22 protein-coding genes are annotated in these 22,572 nt (G+C 40.7%); 16 read left to right on the forward strand and 6 right to left on the reverse strand.

Going from position 1 to position 22,572, the window contains the following annotated elements; genetic code table 11:
• The first annotated feature begins 20 nt into the window (after positions 1 to 20).
• The 13 genes from PNEUHYL_RS00355 to PNEUHYL_RS00415 all read left to right on the forward strand — a co-directional run bounded on the left by PNEUHYL_RS00355 (position 21) and on the right by PNEUHYL_RS00415 (position 12,670).
• Positions 21 to 1,271, forward strand: coding sequence for a multifunctional CCA addition/repair protein (locus PNEUHYL_RS00355; protein WP_059365291.1), 1,251 nt, complete (start codon positions 21 to 23; stop codon positions 1,269 to 1,271).
• 66 nt (positions 1,272 to 1,337) lie between these two features.
• Positions 1,338 to 1,961: a lipoprotein insertase outer membrane protein LolB gene (gene lolB / locus PNEUHYL_RS00360; RefSeq protein WP_059365292.1), complete on the forward strand. Its 624-nt coding sequence runs from the start codon at positions 1,338 to 1,340 to the stop codon at positions 1,959 to 1,961.
• On the forward strand, positions 1,961 to 2,878 hold the full coding sequence (ispE, locus tag PNEUHYL_RS00365) for a 4-(cytidine 5'-diphospho)-2-C-methyl-D-erythritol kinase (RefSeq protein ID WP_059365293.1): 918 nt from the start codon (positions 1,961 to 1,963) through the stop codon (positions 2,876 to 2,878). Before lolB ends, ispE begins: the two co-directional genes overlap by 1 nt.
• A 17-nt stretch (positions 2,879 to 2,895) precedes the next feature.
• Positions 2,896 to 3,843 carry a ribose-phosphate pyrophosphokinase gene (locus PNEUHYL_RS00370; RefSeq protein ID WP_059365294.1) on the forward strand — a complete coding sequence of 316 codons (948 nt, stop codon included), beginning with the start codon at positions 2,896 to 2,898 and terminating at the stop codon, positions 3,841 to 3,843.
• 153 nt (positions 3,844 to 3,996) lie between these two features.
• Positions 3,997 to 5,892 carry an FTR1 family protein gene (locus tag PNEUHYL_RS00375; RefSeq protein WP_059365295.1) on the forward strand — a complete coding sequence of 632 codons (1,896 nt, stop codon included), beginning with the start codon at positions 3,997 to 3,999 and terminating at the stop codon, positions 5,890 to 5,892.
• Positions 5,893 to 5,915: 23 nt separating this feature from the next.
• Positions 5,916 to 6,434, forward strand: a complete 519-nt coding sequence (locus PNEUHYL_RS00380) for an iron transporter (RefSeq protein ID WP_059365296.1) — start codon at positions 5,916 to 5,918, stop codon at positions 6,432 to 6,434.
• 117 nt (positions 6,435 to 6,551) lie between these two features.
• On the forward strand, positions 6,552 to 7,958 hold the full coding sequence (locus tag PNEUHYL_RS00385) for a Fe-S-containing protein (RefSeq protein WP_059365297.1): 1,407 nt from the start codon (positions 6,552 to 6,554) through the stop codon (positions 7,956 to 7,958).
• 2 nt (positions 7,959 to 7,960) lie between these two features.
• On the forward strand, positions 7,961 to 9,292 hold the full coding sequence (locus PNEUHYL_RS00390; protein WP_059365298.1) for an ABC transporter permease: 1,332 nt from the start codon (positions 7,961 to 7,963) through the stop codon (positions 9,290 to 9,292).
• Complete coding sequence (locus PNEUHYL_RS00395; protein WP_059365299.1) at positions 9,279 to 10,412, forward strand: ABC transporter permease; 1,134 nt, start codon at positions 9,279 to 9,281, stop codon at positions 10,410 to 10,412. The genes PNEUHYL_RS00390 and PNEUHYL_RS00395 overlap by 14 nt, the downstream gene beginning before the upstream one ends.
• A 52-nt stretch (positions 10,413 to 10,464) precedes the next feature.
• On the forward strand, positions 10,465 to 11,136 hold the full coding sequence (locus tag PNEUHYL_RS00400; protein WP_059365300.1) for an ABC transporter ATP-binding protein: 672 nt from the start codon (positions 10,465 to 10,467) through the stop codon (positions 11,134 to 11,136).
• Positions 11,126 to 11,608, forward strand: coding sequence for a TlpA family protein disulfide reductase (locus tag PNEUHYL_RS00405; protein WP_059365301.1), 483 nt, complete (start codon positions 11,126 to 11,128; stop codon positions 11,606 to 11,608). Before PNEUHYL_RS00400 ends, PNEUHYL_RS00405 begins: the two co-directional genes overlap by 11 nt.
• Positions 11,609 to 11,626: 18 nt before the next feature.
• A complete protein-coding gene (locus PNEUHYL_RS00410; protein WP_059365302.1) occupies positions 11,627 to 11,944 on the forward strand; it encodes a c-type cytochrome in 318 nt (105 codons plus the stop codon).
• 108 nt (positions 11,945 to 12,052) lie between these two features.
• Positions 12,053 to 12,670, forward strand: a complete 618-nt coding sequence (locus PNEUHYL_RS00415; protein ID WP_059365303.1) for a hypothetical protein — start codon at positions 12,053 to 12,055, stop codon at positions 12,668 to 12,670.
• 47 nt (positions 12,671 to 12,717) lie between these two features.
• Here PNEUHYL_RS00415 and PNEUHYL_RS00420 read toward each other — a convergent pair whose 3' ends face one another.
• The 5 genes from PNEUHYL_RS00420 to PNEUHYL_RS00440 are packed head-to-tail and all read right to left on the reverse strand — an operon-like array spanning position 12,718 to position 17,513.
• A complete protein-coding gene (locus tag PNEUHYL_RS00420) occupies positions 12,718 to 13,824 on the reverse strand; it encodes a lytic murein transglycosylase (protein WP_059365304.1) in 1,107 nt (368 codons plus the stop codon).
• 26 nt (positions 13,825 to 13,850) lie between these two features.
• Positions 13,851 to 14,654 carry a glycosyltransferase family 2 protein gene (locus tag PNEUHYL_RS00425; protein WP_059365305.1) on the reverse strand — a complete coding sequence of 268 codons (804 nt, stop codon included), beginning with the start codon at positions 14,652 to 14,654 and terminating at the stop codon, positions 13,851 to 13,853.
• 14 nt (positions 14,655 to 14,668) lie between these two features.
• Positions 14,669 to 15,550: a glycosyltransferase family 2 protein gene (locus PNEUHYL_RS00430; protein WP_059365306.1), complete on the reverse strand. Its 882-nt coding sequence runs from the start codon at positions 15,548 to 15,550 to the stop codon at positions 14,669 to 14,671.
• Positions 15,543 to 16,742, reverse strand: a complete 1,200-nt coding sequence (locus PNEUHYL_RS00435) for a hypothetical protein (RefSeq protein WP_059365307.1) — start codon at positions 16,740 to 16,742, stop codon at positions 15,543 to 15,545. The genes PNEUHYL_RS00430 and PNEUHYL_RS00435 overlap by 8 nt, the downstream gene beginning before the upstream one ends.
• Positions 16,743 to 17,513, reverse strand: coding sequence for a glycosyltransferase family 25 protein (locus tag PNEUHYL_RS00440; protein WP_059365308.1), 771 nt, complete (start codon positions 17,511 to 17,513; stop codon positions 16,743 to 16,745).
• Positions 17,514 to 17,640: 127 nt separating this feature from the next.
• Here PNEUHYL_RS00440 and PNEUHYL_RS00445 point away from each other — a divergent pair, with 127 nt between their 5' ends.
• Genes PNEUHYL_RS00445 through PNEUHYL_RS00455 form a run of 3 tightly spaced genes read left to right on the forward strand, consistent with a single transcriptional unit; the run spans position 17,641 to position 20,860 of the window.
• Positions 17,641 to 19,164 (forward strand): lipopolysaccharide biosynthesis protein, encoded by a 1,524-nt coding sequence (locus tag PNEUHYL_RS00445; RefSeq protein WP_059365309.1) that lies wholly within the window; start codon positions 17,641 to 17,643, stop codon positions 19,162 to 19,164.
• Positions 19,161 to 20,120 carry a polysaccharide pyruvyl transferase family protein gene (locus PNEUHYL_RS00450; protein ID WP_059365310.1) on the forward strand — a complete coding sequence of 320 codons (960 nt, stop codon included), beginning with the start codon at positions 19,161 to 19,163 and terminating at the stop codon, positions 20,118 to 20,120. Before PNEUHYL_RS00445 ends, PNEUHYL_RS00450 begins: the two co-directional genes overlap by 4 nt.
• Positions 20,117 to 20,860: a YdcF family protein gene (locus tag PNEUHYL_RS00455; protein WP_059365311.1), complete on the forward strand. Its 744-nt coding sequence runs from the start codon at positions 20,117 to 20,119 to the stop codon at positions 20,858 to 20,860. Before PNEUHYL_RS00450 ends, PNEUHYL_RS00455 begins: the two co-directional genes overlap by 4 nt.
• Positions 20,861 to 20,915: 55 nt before the next feature.
• Here the strand turns inward: PNEUHYL_RS00455 and pgi are convergent, their stop codons facing one another.
• Positions 20,916 to 22,565: a glucose-6-phosphate isomerase gene (gene pgi / locus PNEUHYL_RS00460; RefSeq protein ID WP_059365312.1), complete on the reverse strand. Its 1,650-nt coding sequence runs from the start codon at positions 22,563 to 22,565 to the stop codon at positions 20,916 to 20,918.
• Positions 22,566 to 22,572: the final 7 nt, after the last annotated feature.

Consider the following 22,572-nt stretch of genomic DNA (forward strand, 5'->3'; position numbering starts at 1 on the left):
TTCTTTTTTAGGGGAGATCAATGGAAATTTATTTAGTCGGCGGGGCGGTTCGCGATCAATTATTAGGCTTACCGGTAAAAGATCGCGATTGGGTTGTTGTTGGTGCAACCGCCGAAACTCTATTAGTTCAAGGCTACCAACAAGTCGGTAGAGATTTTCCGGTTTTCCTTAATCCCGATACCAAAGAAGAATATGCCCTTGCACGCACTGAACGCAAATCCGGTAACGGCTATACGGGGTTTATTTGTGATTTTTCGCCAAACATAACATTAGAACAGGATCTCATTCGACGTGATCTTACAATCAATGCGATGGCACTTGATGAAAAAGGCAATCTTCATGATCCTTATCACGGAAAAAACGATTTAGATAATCGAATTTTACGCCATGTTTCCCCAGCTTTTGCAGAAGATCCTTTACGGGTGCTACGTGTTGCCCGTTTTGCCGCACGTTTCCATCATTTAGGGTTTAAAATCGCACCGGAAACACTGTCATTAATGGAAAATCTGGCACAAAGCGGTGAACTGTCACATCTAACGGCTGAGCGTGTTTGGTTAGAAACAGAAAAGGCATTGAATGAAAAACACCCTGAGATTTATTTTGAAGTGCTACGTAAAATTGGTGCTTTGAGTACCCTTTTTCCTGAACTTGACGCACTTTATGGCATACCGAATCCGGTACAACATCATCCGGAAATTGACAGCTTTATTCACACCATGTTGGTATTGCAACAGGCAGTCAAACTGACACAGAATCATCCTGAACTCAACCGAAGTGCGGTGCGTTTTGCGGCGATTTGTCATGATCTTGGTAAAGCCCTTACCCCCAAAGATATTCTTCCCCACCACTACGGTCACGAACAAGCGGGCATTAAGCCAACCCGTCATCTGTCTAAACGATTAAAAGTATCAAACTATTATCAAGAACTTGCCGAACTCACTTGTGAATATCACACACACATTCACAAAGCTTTTGAACTTCGCCCCGAAACAGTGATGAAATTATTCAATCGCTTTGATGTATGGCGTAAGCCACAACGTTTCCAAGAATTTCTGTTAGTTTGCCTTGCCGATACACGAGGCAGAACCGGTTTTGAAATGCGAGAATATCCACAACGAGATTATATCAATGCCTTATTAAAAGCCGCTGAAAAAGTGGATGTGCAACAGGTGATCGCAGACGGTTTTGAAAAACAAGAAATTCGGAATGAGTTAAATCGTCGTCGGATCAAAATAATCAGTGAGATGAAAAGAGCCTATCAAGCGCAATAAAAACAGGCTTTACTAAATAGTAACGACCTCTTACAATAAGCACAGTTTTTTGGCTAAACAGAACCTATGAAAACATTAAAATTTTTAACCGCACTTTTTATCACCACAATTCTTACCGCCTGTACATTGGATTCAGAGCGTCCAACCAATGTACAATACCTTGATAAAACCGATGCGGCTTGGTTGCAACATTTACAAAAAATAGAAAAAATCCAACAATATCGTGCCAAAGGGCAAATCGGTTACATTAGTCCGACAGAGCGTTTTTCCAGCCGTTTTGAATGGCAATACCAACATCCACAATTCTATACGCTTAAATTGTATTCTCTTATCAGCAAATCCACCCTACTTCTTGAAATGCGCCCGCAGGGTATGACGATTTCCGATAACAATGGCAATCGACAATCGGCACGCAATGCAAAATTATTGCTACAAGAGATGATCGGTATGGATATTCCCTTAGAACACCTTGCTTATTGGCTAAAAGGACAACCTGCTGTCAATTCCGACGATTATAAAGTCGGGCTGAATCACTTACTTGGTGCGTTCAACTATCCCCTTGACGGTTCGATTTGGACTGCTGACTATTTAACTTACCATACTGAAAATGCTATGCCGGAAAATATCCTACTAAAAAATAAAAATACCTCCCAGACTCTCAAAATTCGCGTGGACGAGTGGGTATTTTAATGAAAACGCATCAATTTTCGACCGCACTTTCTTCACAACCTTCACTAGAAAAACCCTGCCGTTTTCCTAGTCCTGCAAAACTTAATTTATTCCTTTATATCAACGGTAAACTACCAAACGGTTATCACGAACTCCAAACCCTGTTCCAATTTCTTGATTTCGGCGATTGGCTTGAGATCAAGGTTAGAGAAGAAGATAACAAAATTTTAATTTCACCGAATATCACCAACCTTAAAATAGAAGATAATCTGATTTATCGCGCGGCAAAATTATTACAAGAGAAAGCAAAAATTCGACAAGGCGCGACCATTCGTTTGGAGAAAATACTTCCCATAGGCGGCGGTGTTGGTGGCGGCTCGTCTAATGCAGCAACAACATTAGTTGCATTAAATTATCTGTGGCAAGCCAATTTATCACTTAATGAACTTGCCGAACTGGGGTTAAGACTGGGTGCGGACGTCCCGATTTTTGTCCATGGTCATGCCGCTTTTGCGGAAGGCGTAGGCGAAAAAATCACTTACTGCTCCCCTGCTGAAAAATGGTTTGTGGTATTAAAACCGGAAAGTTCCATTTCCACTGCGGTCATTTTTAATGATCCGAATCTACCACGCCATACCCCAAAACAAACTTTAGATGTGCTGCTTGATTCGCCTTACGAAAACGATTGCCAAAAAATTGTGCTAAATCACTATTCAGACGTTGAAAAAGCCCTAAACTGGTTGCTACAATATGCCCCGGCAAGATTAACCGGAACCGGTGCTTGCGTATTCGCTGAATTTGACAACGAAGCAGATGCTCAAGCATGCTTTCAACAAAAACCAAAAGAATTATTCGGTTTTGTAGCAAAAGGACTCAATGTTTCGCCTTTACATCAACTGTTGAAACGCCACAATCTCCCTAATTCATCTACAATCTAACCTGAGGTCATAAACTAATGCCAGACATTAAACTCTTCGCAGGGAATGCAACGCCTGAACTTGCAAAACGTATTTCCGAACGTTTATATATTTCCCTTGGTGATGCGACAGTTGGTCGTTTCAGTGATGGCGAAATTCAAGTTCAAATCAACGAAAATGTGCGTGGTGCGGATGTATTTATTATTCAATCTACCTGTGCGCCGACTAACGATAATCTCATGGAATTAATCGTCATAGTGGATGCCTTACGTCGTGCGTCGGCAGGCCGTATTACTGCCGTAATTCCTTATTTCGGCTATGCGCGCCAAGATCGTCGCGTCCGTTCCGCCCGTGTACCGATCACCGCTAAAGTTGTCGCCGATATGCTTTCCACTGTCGGTATCGATCGCGTGCTAACCTGTGATCTCCATGCCGAACAAATCCAAGGTTTCTTTGATGTGCCGGTCGATAACGTATTCGGCTCACCGGTACTCATTCATGATATTTTGAAAAAAACCGATCTTGAAAATCCGATCGTTGTTTCCCCGGATATCGGTGGCGTGGTACGTGCCCGTGCGGTAGCAAAACTATTAAACGATACCGATATGGCGATCATTGACAAACGCCGTCCACACGCTAATGTCGCACAAGTTATGCATATCATTGGGGATGTAGCGGGACGTGATTGTATTCTTGTAGATGATATGATCGACACCGGCGGTACATTATGCAAAGCGGCGGAAGCCCTCAAAGAACGTGGTGCAAAACGCGTATTTGCTTATGCAACCCATGCGGTTTTCTCCGGTGCGGCGGCAAAAAACCTTGCAAGCGGCTCAATTGATGAAATTGTCGTCACCGATACGATCCCGCTTTCAGCCGAAATGAAAGCGCTTGGAAAAGTACGTGTGCTGACCCTTTCTTCTATGCTGGCCGAATCGATTCGTCGTATCAGCAATGAAGAATCCATCTCTGCGATGTTTAACTAATATCGATCAATAAAAGTGCGGTCAAATTTGACCGCATTTTTTTATGTTTTCCTTTTCCCAAAACTTGCCCTACATCACAAAATAACAGTTGAGATTTTTTCATATTAGAGGATAATACGCAGAAATAATAATAAATTGCATTTGGAGCTTTCAATGTTGCGTGTTGTGCGTTATTGCGCAGTATTATTTACTTTTTTCTTTTCTCAACTCGTTTTAGCACAAGATAACTATCAACAATGGGTAGCGGATATTACAACTCGGTTAGACAAAACAACCGCACTCCTCCAACAAAATAATCCTGATGATGCCCGAACCGAAGTACAAATGGCGTATTTTGAAGTCTTTGAAAATTTAGAAGGCCCGATTCGTATTAATTTTTCCGCTCAGAAAAGCTATCAAATGGAATCCACTTTTGGCGAAATTCGTAAAATGATTGGAGAAGGTAAGCCCCTAGATGAAATTCAAGCCAAAATTAACGGGTTAAAACAGGCATTGCAAGAGGTATTACCCGCTTTAGCAGAAGGTCATCAACTTAATGCTGACAGCCAACATAGCGTCTATCAAAATGATCAGATTTTGCCTTACTGGCAACAGAATTTTAAAACCATTGATGATTTAGTGGCACAAGCCATTGAGGCTTATGAACAAGGCAATTTCGCCAAAGCCAAACAATCCTTTCAACAAGCACAATATGACGGCTATAAAAATTCAGAAATGGAAATGGCGGTACGCACCCACCGTTCTTCCGAGCAATCCGCTGCGATTAATCAACAATTCTATAATTTAATTCGTTTAAGCGAACAAGCGGATCAAATGACAGAAATTGCCTATCAAAGTACGAATCTTCTACAAGATATTGAAGAATTACTACCGGCATTGCCGACCACCCGTGAAGAACAGAATCAACCGGATAATAACGTGCAATCAGTAGAAAATCAGTCACAAGATTGGCAAAAAATTGCCGATCAAGTCAATCAAGGTATCCAACAAGCTATTTCACTTTATGAAAAAGGCGAACAGAAAAAAGCCATTCTTTCTGTACAAGACACCTATTTTGATATATTTGAAAACAGCGGAATGGAAAATAAAATCGGCTCTCGCGATAGTAATTTCAAAGCAGAAATTGAAGGCTATTTCACACGTATGGTCAGCCTAATGAAAGCCAATCAAGGAGATAAATTACAACCCCAAGCAGAAGGCTTAGCCCAAAATTTATCCAAAGCCGTCAATATGTTACAGGGTGGAGAACAAAGTGATTGGTCATTATTCTTATACAGCCTGTTAATCATTCTACGCGAAGGTTTGGAAGCCTTACTCATTGTCGCTGCTATTGTGGCATACCTCGTCAAAAATAATCATCGGGATAAATTACCAACCATTCGTCAATCCGTTTATGTTGCCCTTGTAGCAAGTGTCATCACTGCTTTTATTTTCCAACTTATTTTTGAAAATTCCGGTCAAAATCGAGAATTGTTGGAAGGTTTCACAATGATGATTGCCGTCGTTATGCTTTTTATGATGAGTTACTGGCTTCTTTCTAAAGTTGAAGCACAAAATTGGAAACGTTATTTAGAAGGCAAACTTTCCACCGCATTAACCGCAGGCTCTTTGGCAGGCTTATGGCTCACCAGCTTTTTAGCGGTTTATCGCGAAGGGGCGGAAACTGTCTTGTTCTATTACGCGCTTGCCAGTGATGCAAAAAGTGCGGTCGGTATAGCTTATCTTTTTGCCGGTTTTCTTGTCGGTGTATTGCTACTGGCAATTTGCTATTTCATCATGCGTTATAGCGTGGTGAAACTTCCTCTTAAACCGTTTTTTATGTTCACCGGCACATTTATGTATCTAATGGCATTTGTATTTGCCGGCAAATCTGTCTTAGAGCTGATTGAAGGAAAATTATTTGAACCAACCTTAGTGAACGGCATACCGGAAATTTCGTGGTTAGGCATTTATCCTTATCTAGAAACATTAATTCCACAAGGCATTTTAATCATCGCTGCACTTTTTGCTTTAGCCGTTATGAAATACCAAAGTAAAAAAGCAGCATAACCTTAAATCTCAGGAGATCTAATATGAAAAAAGCACTGATTACGACCGCACTTACCGCCGGTTTATTTGCTGCAAGCGCACAAGCCTTTACCGAATATCCTATCGGTGAAGCCGTGACAATGAATGATATGGAAATTGCCGCCGTTTATCTGAAACCGATTGATATGGAACCGCGCGGTATGGGCTTACCAGCTGCAAAATCCGACATTCACTTAGAAGCGGATATCCACGCAGTGAAAGGTAATAAAAACGGATTTGGTGACGGCGAATGGATGCCTTATCTCACAATCAATTACACCTTAGTCAATACCGATACCGGCGAAAAACAAGAGGGTACCTTTATGCCAATGGTTGCCGGTGACGGGCCGCATTATGGTGCAAACGTAAAAATGATGGGTGTGGGTAACTACAAATTAACCTATCATATCGATCCGCCGTCAAAAGCCGGTATGCACCGCCATACGGATGAAGAAACCGGTGTAGGTCGTTGGTGGAAGCCTTTTGATGTAAACTATGAATTTAAATTCACAGGAATTAAATAATCCTTTACAACGTGCGTGAATAGCTTATATTCACGCACAAATCTATCTACCATAGAGACTTAACCAAATAATATGTTGTGCCAACATATTTTATTACGATGATATTTTTTGACTTATATGACTTACTTTTTCGTTTTTCTGCTTCAATCGCTCTTACCTATTTCAATTTTACTCGGCGCCTCCTGGGCAATAAAACCAACTACCCCCGCTTCAAAAACAATCATTTGGTTAAGTTTTTTTGGCTTAATAAGCGGTGTGACATTACGTCTTATCTTGCCAACCAGCCAAGTGGCAAATCTTATCATCACCGTCATTTTTCTTAGTACATTCTTACTTTTTGCCTTCAGTCAATGGATAAATTCAAGCAAACTGACTCTGTGTTGGCAATTTATCTTAATGCTGATTGCAGGTGCGACTTGGGCAAAAGATCCTAATATCACCGCGCTTACCAATACGGATATTATTAATACTGATTTTATTTTAAATCTCAGCGCGGTTATTTTTGGTGTCATTTTATGCTTTGCCGTATCAACATGGCTCTATTTCTTACTTAAACAACAGCAAAAAACAAAAGGAAAATCCATCGCACTTTTTGCGCTGAGTTTTGTGCTTTGGTTCGCCTTAGTGATACCACTGGCGGGCGAATTATTACTTATTTTTATGAAATTACAGCTAATTGAACTCACCAAAGTGCGGTTAAGTTTTGCCGCAAAATCAGGGGCTGTCACGACTTGGCTTAATGTTATCTGCCTTTCTGTCATGTTCATAAACTTAGGGATTTTCATCTTTCAAACTCATGTTAAACGGGCTTTACAAGCCAAAATTGAACAAGATCCTATCGAAAAACGCAAAAAATTAGCATTGGTGCAAATATCAAAACGTCTGATTAATTGGGGAACATTGGCAATAATTTTTATTGGCGCAAGCCAACTTTATTGGGTACAAGTGGCTTCACGCCCACCACAACTTTCCGAAGCCGTACCCGTTACGCTGAATCAAGCACAACAAGTCCGTATCCCAATTGAACAAGTAAAAGACGGAAAACTACACCGATTTGTTTGGATCGCAGACGATGGCAAAGCCGTACGCTTTTTTATTATTAACCGCCAGCCGAATAAGCTCAGTCTTGCAGCAGTATTTGATGCCTGTTTATTATGCGGTGATCAAGGTTATGTGATGCAAGGTAATCAAGTCGTCTGCGTAGGATGTGGCGTCCATATGTTCATTCCGTCCATTGGCAAAGCGGGGGGATGTAATCCCGTACCGATTGAAGATTGGCAACAAACGGAAAATGAGCTTATTATTCACCGCACCTCATTGGAAGACGGGCTTAATTTATTCAGCACTATCGTAGAAATCGAGGTGCAGGATCCTATTAGTGGCAAAAAATTAAAAAATACCCAAACGGAACATAAATACAGCTTTGAAAACCGTACTTATTTCTTTGAAAATGAAGAAAATCTTGAACTGTTCCGTAATAGCCCTGAAAAATACCTCAGTAATGAAAATGGGAAAGAGGAATAACAATGTTAGCGAGAATGTTATTTCAATCTTGGCGTTTTGGTATCAAGCGAAAATTATTAGCCATTGTCACCATTTTCTTGGCAGCCGGTTTAGTCTCCGCCTTGCTTGCCGTTTCTATTGATATTGGCGATAAAATGGCAAAAGAACTAAAATCTTACGGCGCGAATATTTTGATTGAACCGGCAAGTAATGCTGCCTTACCGGATGAACTCAATACAAACATCGCCCTTTCCGGTCAAGATTTTCTTGATGAAAAAGAGCTGCCGAACATTAAAGATATTTTCTGGCGTAATAATATTGTCGGCTTTGCCCCTCAATTAACGGCAACCGTTAATGTAATAAAAACAGCGGAAAAATCGACCGCACTTTCGGACTCCGTTTCAATTCTAGGCACCTTTTTCGATCACAACATTGCGATTCCCGATGAAGAAGATTATCACACCGGGCAACGTATTATCAGCCCTTATTGGCAGGTGCAAGGCAATTGGGTAAATGATGAAAATGACAATTTCGGTGAAATCATTCCTGTTCTTGCGGGCACGCAGCTTGCCAAAGTGAACGGCTGGAAAATTGGCGATACACTTCATTTAAGCTATCAAGAAAAAGAGTTTTCTGCTCAACGTGCGGTCAAAATTCAAGGTATTTTAACCACAGGTGGAACGGAAGATAATCAACTTGTTATGCCGTTAAGTGCAGCTCAAACCCTACTGGGTTTAGAAGGTAAAGTCCAATCGGTGAAAGTTTCCGCCCTCACCGTACCGGAAAATACCCTCTCCCGTAAAGCTCGCGCCAATACCGATGCCCTTGACGCGGAAGAGTATGATCGTTGGTACTGCACTGCCTATGTCTCTTCGATTTCCCATCAACTGGAAGAAGCCATCTCCGGTGCGATTGTGCGTCCTATTTGGCAAGTTGCCGCCTCCGAAGGCGTGGTCATCAGCAAAATTCAGTTGTTACTCTCAGTCGTCACGCTTGCGGCATTAATTGCAGCGGCAATGGGTATTGCCTCGCTGATGAGTTCCAGCATTATTGAACGAAGCAAAGAAATCGGTTTAATGAAAGCCTTGGGCGCTTACCAATGGCAGATCGTTCTGTTGTTTTATTGCGAAGCCGTATTAAGTGCATTAATTGGCGGTATCTTGGGATGTTTAGCCGGTTGGGGCTTGGCAAAATTTATAGGTACCACACTCTTTGGCGTACCGCTCAGTTTTGCTTGGATTGTGATCCCTTGCGTACTGGTACTGTCAATATTCATTGCCCTGATTGGAACTTGGTTCCCCGCACATCGTATTGCCAAACTTTATCCTGTTGAGGTGCTTTATGGCAGACAATAACAGTATGTTTTGGCGGCTAATTTTCCGTGCGCTTCGTCTGCGTTTACAACGGGTGATGATTATTTTTACTGCCTTAACGGTGGGAGCAGGCATTGTTACCGCCATGGCGGCCGTTTATTTCGATATCAACACCAAAATGAGCCAAGAACTTCGTACCTTTGGTGCCAATTTCTATATCGGTTCGACAAAAGGCGAAATGGTTTCTGTGAGTCAAATTGATGAAATTTTGCAACAAGCGCCACAGGGATTAATCACCGCAGCCAGCCCCTATCTTTACGGCGTAACACGCAGTGAGTTGGAAAAAATCGTTATTATGGGCGTTCGTTTTGAAGATATGCGGGTTTTAGCCCCTTATTGGCAAATTAGCGGTTCCGCCATTAATGTGAATTTTGATGATCGCAATGCAATGATTGGTAAAACCCTTGCCGAACGCCTTAATTTAAAAATCGGCGATAAACTACAACTGTCAAAAAATGCGGTAGAAAAACATCAATTCACCATTAAAGCTATTGTAGAAGCCGGTGATGCCACAGATAACATGCTCATCGTCAATCTTGATTTTGCGCAGAATTGGTTGGAAAAAGAAGGGCTTGCCAACAATGCGCTACTCAATGTCAGAAATGAACTGGGGCAGGTCGATCAGTTTGCAGAAAATATTATGCAACAATATCAAGATCTCACCGCCCACCCGATCCGTAAGGTTTCCGCCTCGGAAGGGCAAATTTTAGATAAAATCAAAGGGCTAATGGGACTAATCTCTTTAGTGATTTTAGTGTTGGCTACACTTTGTGTGAACACCACATTGATCGCAATTGTCGGCGAACGAGCCAAAGAATTTGCCCTACAAAAAGCATTAGGGGCAAAACAGTCGGATATTATTAAGCAAATCTGTACAGAAATTCTTATTATTGCCGTCTGTGCCATTTTAGTCGGATTAATATTTGGTTATTTACTCGCTCAGATTTTAGGCTTAACGGTCTTTAAATCTTATATTGATATGCGTTTACCGGTCTTCCCTATTACCATTATGCTCTCCTTGTTGGTCGCATTTATCGCCGTTATCCTACCAACACGTCGTGCATTAAGTATTCAGACGGCGAATGTATTAAAAGGTGAATAAATCTAAGGCATAGATTGAGAAAAAATCGCCTAACAAAATAAAAGAGAAAGCTATGACTCAATTTGTTATTGAAACAAAACATTTATATAAACGCTTCGGTCAAGTGACCGCACTTGAAGATATTAATATTCAAATTAAACAAGGCGAATTTGTTGCCATTATGGGCGCCTCCGGCTCAGGTAAAACGACCTTGATGAACATTCTCACCGGGCTGGACACCGCCAGTGAAGGGAATGTTATTTTAGCCGGCATTGATGCCGCCCAATTAGATGAAATCGGTCGCCAACGTTTTCGTGCGGAAAAAATCGGCTTGGTGTTTCAACAGTTCCATTTGATTCCCTATTTAACCGCCCTTGAAAATGTCATGCTCGCCCAACATTATCACAGCGTCATTGACGAAGCGGCGGCAAAAGCGGTGTTAGAACAAGTGGGATTAGGACATCGTATGGATCACCGACCAAGCCAACTTTCCGGCGGTGAGCAACAGCGCGTTTGCATTGCCCGCGCCCTTGTCAATCAGCCCCCTGTTATTTTTGCCGATGAACCCACCGGTAATTTGGACGAAAAAAATGAGGCATTAATCTTAGACTTATTGCAAGAGTTAAACCGCCAAGGCAGAACCATTGTCATGGTGACCCATAATCCGGAACTGGGCGAACTCACTGATCGTACCATTTATCTGCAACACGGGAAGTTTTTACGGGAAGAACGAAATGAACATTAAACTTTTACTCAAATCACTTTGCTTAAGTGCGGTCATTTTCAGCACCGTTTCTTGTAAAGAAGAAAAGGCAACTCTCGGTAACGCCGCACCTGAACTTGCCGCCTATGATCTACAAGGTAAACAAGTAAACTTAAAAGATTGGCAAGGCACCCGATTACTCACCTTTTGGTCGGAAACCTGCGGTCATTGTATGGCAGAACTAAAAACATTCGAGCAACTTAATAAAGCCTATCCAAATAAAGTCCAACTTATTGCCATCAATGTTGATGGTGAAAATATGGACACCAATGCCGTGGTTGCCAAACATCAACTCACCCAATCGGTGATTAAAGATCAAATGAAAATCACCTCCGAGCGGTATCAATTAGTCGGTACGCCGACTTCTTTTATCATTGATGATAAAGGCTATATTCAAGCTAAATTTGAAGGTAAAATTCCTCAGGAAGAATTGGATAACTTATTCAAAAAATAACAGTTAAAAGGATCATCAATGAAAGGGCTTCATTTATTTCTCGTAGGCTTGCTCTGTATTGCTTTTTTTGCTCAAGCCGAGAGCGCTAATAGTCCTGTTTTCACCAAAGCAGAAAAGATTTACAAACGTTCCTGCGCCACTTGTCACGGGAAAAAAGGCGAGAAAGCGGCAATGGGTGAATCTAAAATCATCAATCAATTAAAAACAGAGGAAATTTCAACCGCACTTTTTGAGCGCAAAAAAGAAAATATCATTGGAGCCGGCAATCCGGCAAAACAACGTTTAAGCGAAGAGGAAATAAAAGCCTTATCCGAGTTTGTCCCTACGCTAAAATAAATTTCTTGAAAAATTTTTAAACTAATCTGAAAATAAGCGGTCTCAGGAATCCGTGGATTTAATCATCCAAGGAATACTTTTTAATTTCAACTTAAAGGATTATTTTTTATGAACAAATTAACAAAAATTACTGCAACTGCATTGTTTGCTTTATTTTTAACTGCTTGTGATAAGGCAGACAAAACGACAGATACGGCTAAACCTGAAGCAGCCCAACAAACAGAGGCGGCAAAAGCGGCTGAAGCTGCACCGGCAATGAGTGCGGAAGCACAAGAAAAAGCGGATTACGAAAAATTAATCGCGTGGAACCAAGAGCAAGGTGTAGTGCAAGCTCAAAATCAGCAAAAACTTCAACAGGAATTAAATGCTGCCGCTGAAGCAAAAGATGAAAATAAAGCAAAAGCTGCAATTGAAGCGTTTAATAAAACTGTTCAAGCAAGCATTGCAAGTTTAGATGCTCTTGATCTGAAATCCGATTTAATCGGCAGTGCAAAAAATCAAACTAAAGAAGTATTGACTCTTGCGAGCCAATTATTGGTTGCTCAAGCAAACGTGAAAACCGAAGCAGATCAAAAAGCCTACGCTGAAAAAGCGGCTGAATTGCAAAACAAAATGCAATCTTTAGCGGAACTTGGCGCACAAATTGAAGCTAAATTCAACCCGGCTCCGGCACAACCGGCTGCACCTAACGCAGAACAACCGGCTCAAGCACCGGCTGCAAAATAATTTACCTAATCAAACCAAAAAACAGCGGTCAATTTGACCGCTGTTTTTTATAACCCTACTCTTTCCTTAATTTGATCGGCAAACATACCGATACTCACAGCAAAATAATTGGATTTATTCCAATCTAAAATCGTGCGGAAATTATTCGACACTAAAAATGCTCTCCCCACCTGTTTATCCGGACGCACAAGCCAAAGATCCGTATGGGAAAGTGCGGTCAGTTTTGCTTGTTCTTCTGCACCAAAACTTGTTGGTATCACACCTTGAGCTTGCCAATCACGCAAAGAACGGGCTTTATTTTTCTCAATACCGGAAAGGGATAAATCAATGGGTTGGGTTAATGTCACTTCGATACCCCAAGGCAATTTATTGTCCCAACCTACGGTATGTAAATAATTTGCAATGGACGCAAAAGCATCAAATTGGTTTGTCCAAATATCTTTTACCCCATCACCGTTACCATCAGCCGCATAATTTAAGAAAGCACTTGGCATAAATTGGGTTTGCCCCATTGCTCCCGCCCATGAACCCAACATTCTAGGGCGCTGAATATAATGACTATCCAGCATTTTCATCGCATTGACGAACTCTCTACTAAACAAGGCTTCACGTCTGCCGTCAAAGGCTAGGGTCGCTAGGGCGGACAGTACATCATAGTTTCCTTGGTAATGCCCGAAACTACTTTCCATTCCCCATAAAGCAAGAATATATTCTTGTTGTACGCCATAACGTCGGCTAGCCTGTTGAAGTGGAAGTTGGACTTCCCAATAACGTTCTTCAGCCACACTCACTTTATTGTTCGTGAGTACTTTATTGAGATAATTAGTGGTCCCCTTCGGATTCAACACCGGAGGTTGGTTTGGATTACGTTTTACTAACCGCCCCATTTGCGCACGATCTAACGCCACGGCTTTTTCCATATACCCAATATTATTTTGTGCATTTAAGGTAGCAAGAGAAACGCCTTCCGCCGCAGCTTTACCTTTTAAAAATTGAACATAATCATTAAAGTTACCCAGTGTGCGCGGCTTAGAATAAACCGCATTACGACTAATTGTAGGAATATTTTTAGCCGATGTGCTTTGACTACTGCCGGAACAGCCTACGAGTAAACAAGATAAAAGTGCGGTTGATAATAACGAAATTTTTTTCATTGGTTTTCTTTCCTTCAACATCATTTTTATTTTCTTAAAAATTTGTTATAAGCCGCTTTTAATAATGAGGTCGGCAATAAACGGGAAGCGGATCGTAAAATAAAAATAAATAATCCTGAGGCGAAATCTTGTATGCCCAAACGATATTTTAATTTAAATAACCGCCACTCCGCCTTAGCCTGATTCAATCCTCGGCGACGTCCGACCATTCCATTGCCTACCCGTGCATAAACTAAAATATCGGGCAAGTTTGCCACCGCTTGTTGCTGTGCGACAAGTTTAATCCATAAATAATAATCTTCTTGCAGATCCTCATACCCCCCGCAATTTATCACCGCACTTTTTTGATATGCCACCGTCATATGGTTAAAAGGACAACGTTTTTGAGTAAATTTCACAATATCCTGTGCTTCTGTCGGCACACGGCGATAGGCAACAATATCATTTACATTTTCACCAAACTCGGCAATTTGTCCGCCAAAAATAATTGTGTCGGGATGTTGTTCGATAAATGCCACCTGTTTGGCAAAACGTTCCGGCACGCAAATATCATCCGTATCCATACGGAAAACCCAGTCATAAGAACAATGTTTCAATCCTTCATTTAGCGCATTGCCTAATCCTTGATTTTTCGGCAATTTAATTAATTTTAACGGTAACTGTTTTTCAAACTCAGCGACAACGCGCTCCAATTCCGGAGTAACCGCCCCATCAAACACTAACACAATTTCATCCGCCTGATGGGTTTGAGCTAACAAACTTTCAAAACATTCCCGTAAAAATCGTGGATTTTCCTTAATATATAAAGACATTAAAACTGAAAATTTCATGACTATCCTTTCTATTACATAAACCGTTTCAAATTCAGAGCCAGTTCCGGCGAAATAAGCACAATCATCGCAAGCACTAATTGTTTAATACTTTTGGTTTGTTTAAAAATATCAAAATAATAATATGCTGCTTTGCGTGACAAATTCATGATATGCGGATAAGCCAAAATATAGCTGGCGTTGATGTTGAAATTATGCGCCTGCTCTGCGGTTTTCACATAGTGTTCACGAATATAATCAATGGCTTTTTCAGTATTGCTGGTGTCCGTTGAAACACTGGCACGTTTTGTATGGAAGGTACAATAAGTCAAAGGTTCGCCTATTTTATAAGGCTTAAACGTTGGATCTTTAACTAATTTCAACAAAAAATCATAGTCTTCCAATGAGCGAAGTGCGGTAGATAATCCGCCAATTTTTAAGAAAAGATCTTTCTTCACCGCCACCATCGGCATACCGCCAATTTTATTCGCCAGTAAGATACGTTCCACACTAATTTCTTGTGGTGGGATCGGCTTGGTCACGTAGCTAAATCCTTCATTGATCATCTCGCATTTCGCCGGATGATAAATAAAATTAATAGCGGGTTGCTCGCTAATCACCTCAGCCAATTTCTCACATTTATTCTCAGCAAATCGATCATCATCGTCCAAAAATAACAACCATTCCCCCGTTGCTGCACGAGCACCGATATTTCGGCTTTCCGCAGCCCCCTGATTGGTCTCATTACGAATCACGTTTACCTTAAAGGGATAAGATTGCTCCACTACAACAGGTTCTTGCGAGTTGTCATCAACGATCACCACCTCAAAATCGTTGTTGGTTTGCTTCCCTAAACTTTCCAATAAAGCGGGAATTTCCGATTTTCGATTGTAAGACGGTACAATGATACTAAACATTTTTTTCCTCATTCTGTACTAAGAAAATACGTTGTTTACCGTGAACGCCAAATAATGACAAAAACATCAACATCACAAACATAATGCCCGGAAAAGCGAAGGTATCGGCTTTAATATTGCAGGCGGTAAGAATCACAAAAGCGGAAAGAATAAATTTCCAACTACCATCAAACCAATTCAGGGCGACTTTGCGTACAAAATAAAATGTGACAAAAAAACAAACCAGTGCGTAAGCTACGCCGCCGTATAAAATTTGGCGTAAAAAACCGGAATCCGTATGGCCATAATAACGCCCGCTCTCTAACTGCCCTGTCATATACATTCCATCACCGCTGATAAATTGTTTCAAGGTCGGCATAAACAGATGATTTTTGACTAAAGTATCAGTGGAAGAACTCACAAAACCGGCTCCGTGCAACAAATTAATGACCGGCTCTAACGCATGGGCGACATAAGGATTTTTGGGTGCAAAATAAGCCAATCCCAGCACCAACAGCAAAAATGCAATCAACGATGGGACATATCGCCATTTAAAATACACGGCTATACTCACCACGGAAAGCAACAAAAACGTTCTACCGGAAATCAACCCGATACAGAGCATCAAAAATACAAAAACACTCGGAATGCTGCTATGTTTTGCGTTATGCGCTAATAAAAAATGGAACAGCATTAAGTAAAATAAACTCAGTTGGAAAAACGCAGTGGCAGTCAGATTATATAAGCGATATTCTTGTTCCGAACCATAAAATCGTGCCGGTAGTACCGCATTGGTTGAAAGCAAAAAATCGACCAAAAACGACACACCAAACAAGGCTAAGATGCCAAATACAAATTGCACCACAACCCCGATTTGTAAATCACGCACAAGCAGCTGTTGCCCATTGGGTATCGCATAGAAGACGTTATAAAACCCAATACCGAAAATAAATAAAATCAGTGATTTCACATACATAGTAACCACTGAAAAATCGCTTGTCCCATTGATCAGTAGCGGAATCACACTCAATAAAATTAATCCTAACAGTACGGCTAAGCTATCCATTGGCACAATAATACCTTGCGTGTTTTTTTTCTTTATATAGCGATAAAACAACACGCCCAAAGCAAGCAAACCAACCACAAAAGACATACGCACCACATGGAAAAACCACGGATCATAGATATAAAAAAGATTAAAAAGTGCGGTCATTTATTTTCCTAAATTTTTCTGAATTGCCATTATTTTTTTCAGCGGATATTTCACCAGTTTTTTGACAAGATTATTCGCTTGCGAACCACGAATCGCCTCAAGATTGCTTACTAATTTCGGATTTTCGATCACCATCAGCGGACGAACCACTTGATTCGACAAAGCAAATCGCGTTTCAAATAACAAAAAGTCATCGGCAAGCCAAAAAGGTTTCCCCTGTTCAAGTTGCTTAAGAAAAGCACGGGCGGCAGATTTTTTGATTAAATATCCTACCGTACCGGCAAAATAACTTTTATAGGGATAGGCATAAACCACATCATCTGCTTTATGACATAAAAATGAAAAAGTCGTCGGGTAATTAATTTCCAACTCAGTATCATTAAATTGAGCAATTTTTGATTGCCCGATCAGCACAATCGGCATGGCATTATTTTGGTTTAAAAGTGCGGTCAAATTTTGTTGGAAATTTGGCGCAAGCAAAGCATCATCTTCACACACTAAGGCGTAATCATCGTCCGCCACCGATTCATCTTCCACGATTAAACGATACACGGCAAGATGACTCAGCGTACAACCGATTTCACCTTTCGTCACTTTACGCCTGTAATGCCGTTCAAATTGAGCCAAATCAAACTGCTGCGCCAATTCTTCCCATTCACGTTGCATTGTATTGATTGCGGAAAATACACAAAAATCCGCCGTATCGGCTTGCGAAAAGAAAAGCGTACGTCGCTGTTCATCTTTATCCAAGGAAATCAAATATTTATTCATTATTCTCTCGACTAAAACGGTATCGTCTATTTGATTAATCAAATGGGAAATAGTTGTATAAAAGATTGCTGATTATACTAAAGAAATCTATAATTCCCCACCAATTTTAAGGCGAAAATCAGTCATAATGTCGAACAAAACCATTGCGAAAAATACCCTGTTTCTTTACATCCGTATGCTCTTTAATATGGGAGCAATGCTTTATATTTCACGTGTTGTATTACGTGTGCTGGGCGTGGAAGATTTCGGGATTTATAACATTGTCATGGGCGTGGTGATTTTGTTTTCGTTTTTTAACGGTACGATGACGGCAACCACCCAACGTTTTATTAATGTGGAAAAAGCCGCCAATGATTCAAACCGTGTCAATATTATTTTTAATATCAGTATCTTAAATCATCTCTTTATTATGCTTATCGTGGCAGTGTTGGCGGAAACCGTGGGGCTTTGGTTTTTAAACCATAAACTCAATATTCCGACAGAAAGAATGCATGCGGCCAATATTGTCTATCAAATTGCTCTTCTCATTGCCCTGATTGAAATTATTAAAGTTCCTTTCAATGCCATGATTGTCGCCCATGAGCGAATGTCATTTTATGCTTGGCTGGGCTTGAGTGAGACGGCATTTAAACTCTCTGCTATCTTTATTTTAATGCAAATTGAACAATACGATAAATTAATCAGTTATAGCCTATTATTACTTGGGGTGAGCCTGCTCGTATTTGTACTTTATGTTAATTTTACCCGCCGCACCTTTTATAGTGAAACCCGTTTTCGTTTCTACAAAGATTTTAGCAAAACAAAGGAAATGGCAAGTTTTTCCGGTTGGATGTTACTCGGGCAAACGGCTTATGTCGCCTCAACACAAGGCTTAAATATGGTCATCAACCTGTTTTTTGGGGTCACCGTCAATGCTGCCGTAGGCATCGCCACCCAAGTGGATACCGCGATTTATAGCTTTGTGAATAACTTTCAAGTGGCATTTAACCCACAACTTGTGCAATCTTATGCGGCAAAAGATTACGAACGCAATAAAAAGCTTATTCTCGGCACATCAAAATATTCCTTTTATCTCATTGCGATTTTATCCGCTCCGGTACTTTATTTTCCTCACACGTTGCTTACCTTCTGGTTAGGTGATCATTTACCGATATATGTGCAACAATTAGTGCAAATTACCCTGTTATGCTCGCTGATTAGTGCCATGGCGGGATCATTTTGGATGACAGCGTTGGCTATCGGAACAAACAAAATTAAGCAATATAATATTGTCATTGCCATCATTGATCTTTGTACCGTGCCGCTCGCCTATTATTTATTTACTCTCGGTTATAACCCGATCTATGCCTTTATCGGCAGATTTTCTACCGCACTTATCATGCAAATCTACCGTTTCTATTTTATTAACAAAAAAATTCAATTTAACCGAAAAGAATTTGTCACATACTTACTTAATATCGGCATCGTATTTGCCTACTTAATCGGGCTCATTTACTTGTCGAATACCCAGCGCATTTATACTTTCCCTGAATTTCTCGCTAAGGCGGTATTATTGGAATTTGGGCTGATTGCGGTGATTTTATTAATCGGTTTAAATCGGACAGAAAAAGCCTTCTTATTTGGCTATATTTTGAAAAAGGTAAAAAAATGAATTCAACATTAGTTTCTCTAAAGCAGCAACTCGATCCCATTGCGGATTTAATCAAAGATAAAAATGACGTGTTTTACTTTGATTATCCGTTGCATTTGAATGTCGGAGATTTATTGATCTATCACGGAACGGAACAATTTTTTAAAGATCACCATATCCGTGTGAGATTAAAACGTTGTGAGTTTGATATGGATATTAATGAGATAAAACAAAAGATTACCCCAAATACAACAATATTGTTACACGGTGGTGGAAATTTTGGCGATCTCTATCCGCAACACCAAAAAATTCGAGAGACAATGATTCAACATTTCCCCAATAACCGTATCATTGTGTTACCACAAACGCTGTATTTTAAAGAGCAAAAAAATCTCGAAAAATCAGCCGCACTTTTCAATCAACACGCAGATTGTTACTTACTTGCCCGTGATGAACGCACAGCGGAAAGTTTCAAACAATTTTCCTCAAATGTGTCATTATCACCGGATATGGCACACCAACTTTACGGCACTTTGCCGACAAAACAAGGCAACACCGGCAAACAACTTTATTTTTTACGCAAAGACATTGAAGCCAGTGACGTAGAAAAAAATATCCTTGCTACCCTGCCGGCAAATTCAAATGTGAAAGATTGGGATGATATTCTCTCCCGTTTAGACAGTATCGTTTTGGCGCTCGGTTGGCGTATAAGTAAATTTGCCAATCAACAAAACTGGGCTTGGTTAAAAAACCGTTTCCATCAATTTTGGTTTGCTTACACCAAACGTATTGTAAATCGCGTCGCCGAGGTATTTTTACAAAATGATCAGGTAACAACCACACGTTTACACGGCCATATTTTCTCCTGCTTACTGGAAATTCCAAACCGAGTATGCGATAACGCTTACGGTAAAAATTCCGGCTATGCCAATTTATGGACAAAAAATATTGATTTTGTGGAAATTGACAAAAAATGATGGAAATCAAAAAGCTCATCACCGCCATGATATTACCGCCATTCAATGTTTTAATTTTATGGCTGGTGGCATTGATTTTGGCAAGGTTTAATTGCAAAAAACTAAGCCGAATCTCAACCGCACTTGGGCTTGCTCTACTTTATATATTGAGTATTCCCTTCACCGCACAAAGCTTAAAAGACAGCTTAATTACGGAAGACAATTTAACACTCAACGACTACAAAAATGCCCAAGCCATCGTGCTATTGGGTGGCGGATTGCGCGATAGCAAAGAGCTTTATGCGCCGCTTGCTTCCACCGCAATTCAGCTTGAACGCTTACGCTATGCGGCGTATTTACAAAAAGAAACGAACTTACCGCTTTTGATTACCGGTGCTAGTCCTACCGGTGCAATTGAAGCGAAAATTGCAGCGGAAGAATTACAACATTTCTTTCATATACCGACAAATTGGATTGAGCCTAACGCCTTAACTACTAAAGAGAACGCCCTCTTTACCAAACAAATATTGGAAAAAGAGCATATCAATAAAATTATTCTTGTTACCAATGAATGGCATATGCAACGTGCAACCTTGCTTTTCCAACAGCAGGGATTTGAGGTATTACCGGCGAGTGTCGGCGAAGGGATTACGCCTAAAGAATACGGGTTAAATATGATGCATTTTATTCCGCAAGGCGGTGCATTAGCGAAAAATATGCAACTCTTGAAAGAATGGATCGGCTACTGGAAAGAAAAATAATCTCTTTCATAAAAAGTGCGGTCAAAATCGACTGCACTTTTCACTCTAATTTATTTTATCGCCACGCTTTAAATTGATTAATCAATCCGTTTGTTGAGCTGTCGTGGCTTGACACATTTTCGCTGCCCGCTAATTCCGGTAGGATACGGTTAGCCAGTTGTTTACCCAATTCCACGCCCCATTGGTCAAAACTGAAAATATTAAAAATCACGCCTTGAACAAAGATTTTGTGCTCATACATGGCGATCAACGCCCCTAAAGTGAACGGCATAATTTTTTGCACCAAGATAGAATTGGTCGGCTTGTTACCGCTAAACACTTTAAACGGAACAATCTCTTTTACCTCATCTAAGGATTTACCCGCTTTCACAAACTCCGCTTCTACTTCTTCTTTTGTTTTACCAAATGCTAAGGCTTCCGTTTGGGCAAAGAAGTTAGAAAGTAATTTGTTATGATGATCCGCCAATGGATTATGACTTTGTGCCGGTGCAATAAAATCACAAGGAATTAAGGTTGTGCCTTGATGAATTAATTGATAAAAGGCGTGCTGACCGTTTGTACCCGGCTCGCCCCAGATGATTGGGCCGGTTTGATAATGGCTAATGGTGTTACCGTTTCTATCCACATATTTACCGTTTGACTCCATATTTCCTTGTTGGAAGTAGGCGGCAAAACGGTGTAAATATTGATCGTAAGGTAAAATTGCTTCCGTTTGTGCGCCTAAAAAATTAGTGTTCCACAATCCGACAAGCGCTAACGTGGTTGGAATATTCTGTTCGATTGGTGCAGTGCGGAAATGTTTATCCATTTCATGCGCCCCGCTTAACAATTGCTCGAAGTTGTCAAAACCAATGGAAAGCGCAATGGATAACCCAATGGCAGACCATAAAGAATAACGTCCACCGACCCAATCCCAAAACTCAAACATATTATTGGTATCAATCCCAAACTCGGCTACCGCGTTGCCATTGGTAGAAAGTGCCGCAAAATGTTTTGCCACCGCACTTTTATCTTGTGCCGAAGCCAATAACCAATCACGTGCGCTTTCAGCATTTGTCATCGTTTCTTGCGTCGTGAAAGTTTTAGACGCAACCAAGAAAAGCGTGGTTTGCGGATTGACTTTTTTCAGCGTCTCTGCAATATGTGTGCCGTCCACATTAGAAACAAAGTGCATTGTGAGATGATTTTTATAAGGGCGTAATGCTTCAGTTACCATATAAGGGCCTAAATCCGAGCCGCCAATCCCGATATTTACCACATCGGTAATTGCTTTACCGGTATAACCTTTCCATTCCCCGGAAATCACACGCTGACAAAAATCCTTCATTTTTGCCAAAACCGCATTCACTTCCGGCATGACATCTTTGCCATCCACCATCACCGGTGTGTTAGCCCGATTGCGAAGTGCGGTATGTAATACGGCACGATTTTCGGTACGGTTAATTTTTTCACCACTAAACATGGCCTCTTTTGCACTGTCTAGTGAACATTCTTGAGCCAATTGTCGAAGAAGAGAAAGGGTTTGTTGATTAATGTTATTTTTTGAAAAATCCACCAAGATTTGATCCTGAAAGTTTAATGAATAATCTTTAAAGCGATCTTTTTCTTGTCGGAATAAATCTTGGATAGTGATATTTGCCAACTCGGTTTGGTGAATGTCTAATGCTTTCCAAGCATTAGTCGTCGTCGGATTAATATTTTTCATCGTTATT

Source organism: Rodentibacter caecimuris (genome assembly GCF_001019715.1).
Classification (GTDB): domain Bacteria; phylum Pseudomonadota; class Gammaproteobacteria; order Enterobacterales; family Pasteurellaceae; genus Rodentibacter; species Rodentibacter caecimuris.

Coding starts and splice junctions, on each gene's coding strand:
- PNEUHYL_RS00355 (WP_059365291.1), top strand. CDS start 21: ATGGAAATTTATTTAGTCGGCGGGGCGGTTCGCGATCAATTATTAGGC.
- lolB (WP_059365292.1), top strand. CDS start 1,338: ATGAAAACATTAAAATTTTTAACCGCACTTTTTATCACCACAATTCTT.
- ispE (WP_059365293.1), top strand. CDS start 1,961: ATGAAAACGCATCAATTTTCGACCGCACTTTCTTCACAACCTTCACTA.
- PNEUHYL_RS00370 (WP_059365294.1), top strand. CDS start 2,896: ATGCCAGACATTAAACTCTTCGCAGGGAATGCAACGCCTGAACTTGCA.
- PNEUHYL_RS00375 (WP_059365295.1), top strand. CDS start 3,997: ATGTTGCGTGTTGTGCGTTATTGCGCAGTATTATTTACTTTTTTCTTT.
- PNEUHYL_RS00380 (WP_059365296.1), top strand. CDS start 5,916: ATGAAAAAAGCACTGATTACGACCGCACTTACCGCCGGTTTATTTGCT.
- PNEUHYL_RS00385 (WP_059365297.1), top strand. CDS start 6,552: ATGACTTACTTTTTCGTTTTTCTGCTTCAATCGCTCTTACCTATTTCA.
- PNEUHYL_RS00390 (WP_059365298.1), top strand. CDS start 7,961: ATGTTAGCGAGAATGTTATTTCAATCTTGGCGTTTTGGTATCAAGCGA.
- PNEUHYL_RS00395 (WP_059365299.1), top strand. CDS start 9,279: ATGGCAGACAATAACAGTATGTTTTGGCGGCTAATTTTCCGTGCGCTT.
- PNEUHYL_RS00400 (WP_059365300.1), top strand. CDS start 10,465: ATGACTCAATTTGTTATTGAAACAAAACATTTATATAAACGCTTCGGT.
- PNEUHYL_RS00405 (WP_059365301.1), top strand. CDS start 11,126: ATGAACATTAAACTTTTACTCAAATCACTTTGCTTAAGTGCGGTCATT.
- PNEUHYL_RS00410 (WP_059365302.1), top strand. CDS start 11,627: ATGAAAGGGCTTCATTTATTTCTCGTAGGCTTGCTCTGTATTGCTTTT.
- PNEUHYL_RS00415 (WP_059365303.1), top strand. CDS start 12,053: ATGAACAAATTAACAAAAATTACTGCAACTGCATTGTTTGCTTTATTT.
- PNEUHYL_RS00420 (WP_059365304.1), bottom strand. CDS start 13,824: ATGAAAAAAATTTCGTTATTATCAACCGCACTTTTATCTTGTTTACTC.
- PNEUHYL_RS00425 (WP_059365305.1), bottom strand. CDS start 14,654: ATGAAATTTTCAGTTTTAATGTCTTTATATATTAAGGAAAATCCACGA.
- PNEUHYL_RS00430 (WP_059365306.1), bottom strand. CDS start 15,550: ATGTTTAGTATCATTGTACCGTCTTACAATCGAAAATCGGAAATTCCC.
- PNEUHYL_RS00435 (WP_059365307.1), bottom strand. CDS start 16,742: ATGACCGCACTTTTTAATCTTTTTTATATCTATGATCCGTGGTTTTTC.
- PNEUHYL_RS00440 (WP_059365308.1), bottom strand. CDS start 17,513: ATGAATAAATATTTGATTTCCTTGGATAAAGATGAACAGCGACGTACG.
- PNEUHYL_RS00445 (WP_059365309.1), top strand. CDS start 17,641: ATGTCGAACAAAACCATTGCGAAAAATACCCTGTTTCTTTACATCCGT.
- PNEUHYL_RS00450 (WP_059365310.1), top strand. CDS start 19,161: ATGAATTCAACATTAGTTTCTCTAAAGCAGCAACTCGATCCCATTGCG.
- PNEUHYL_RS00455 (WP_059365311.1), top strand. CDS start 20,117: ATGATGGAAATCAAAAAGCTCATCACCGCCATGATATTACCGCCATTC.
- pgi (WP_059365312.1), bottom strand. CDS start 22,565: ATGAAAAATATTAATCCGACGACGACTAATGCTTGGAAAGCATTAGAC.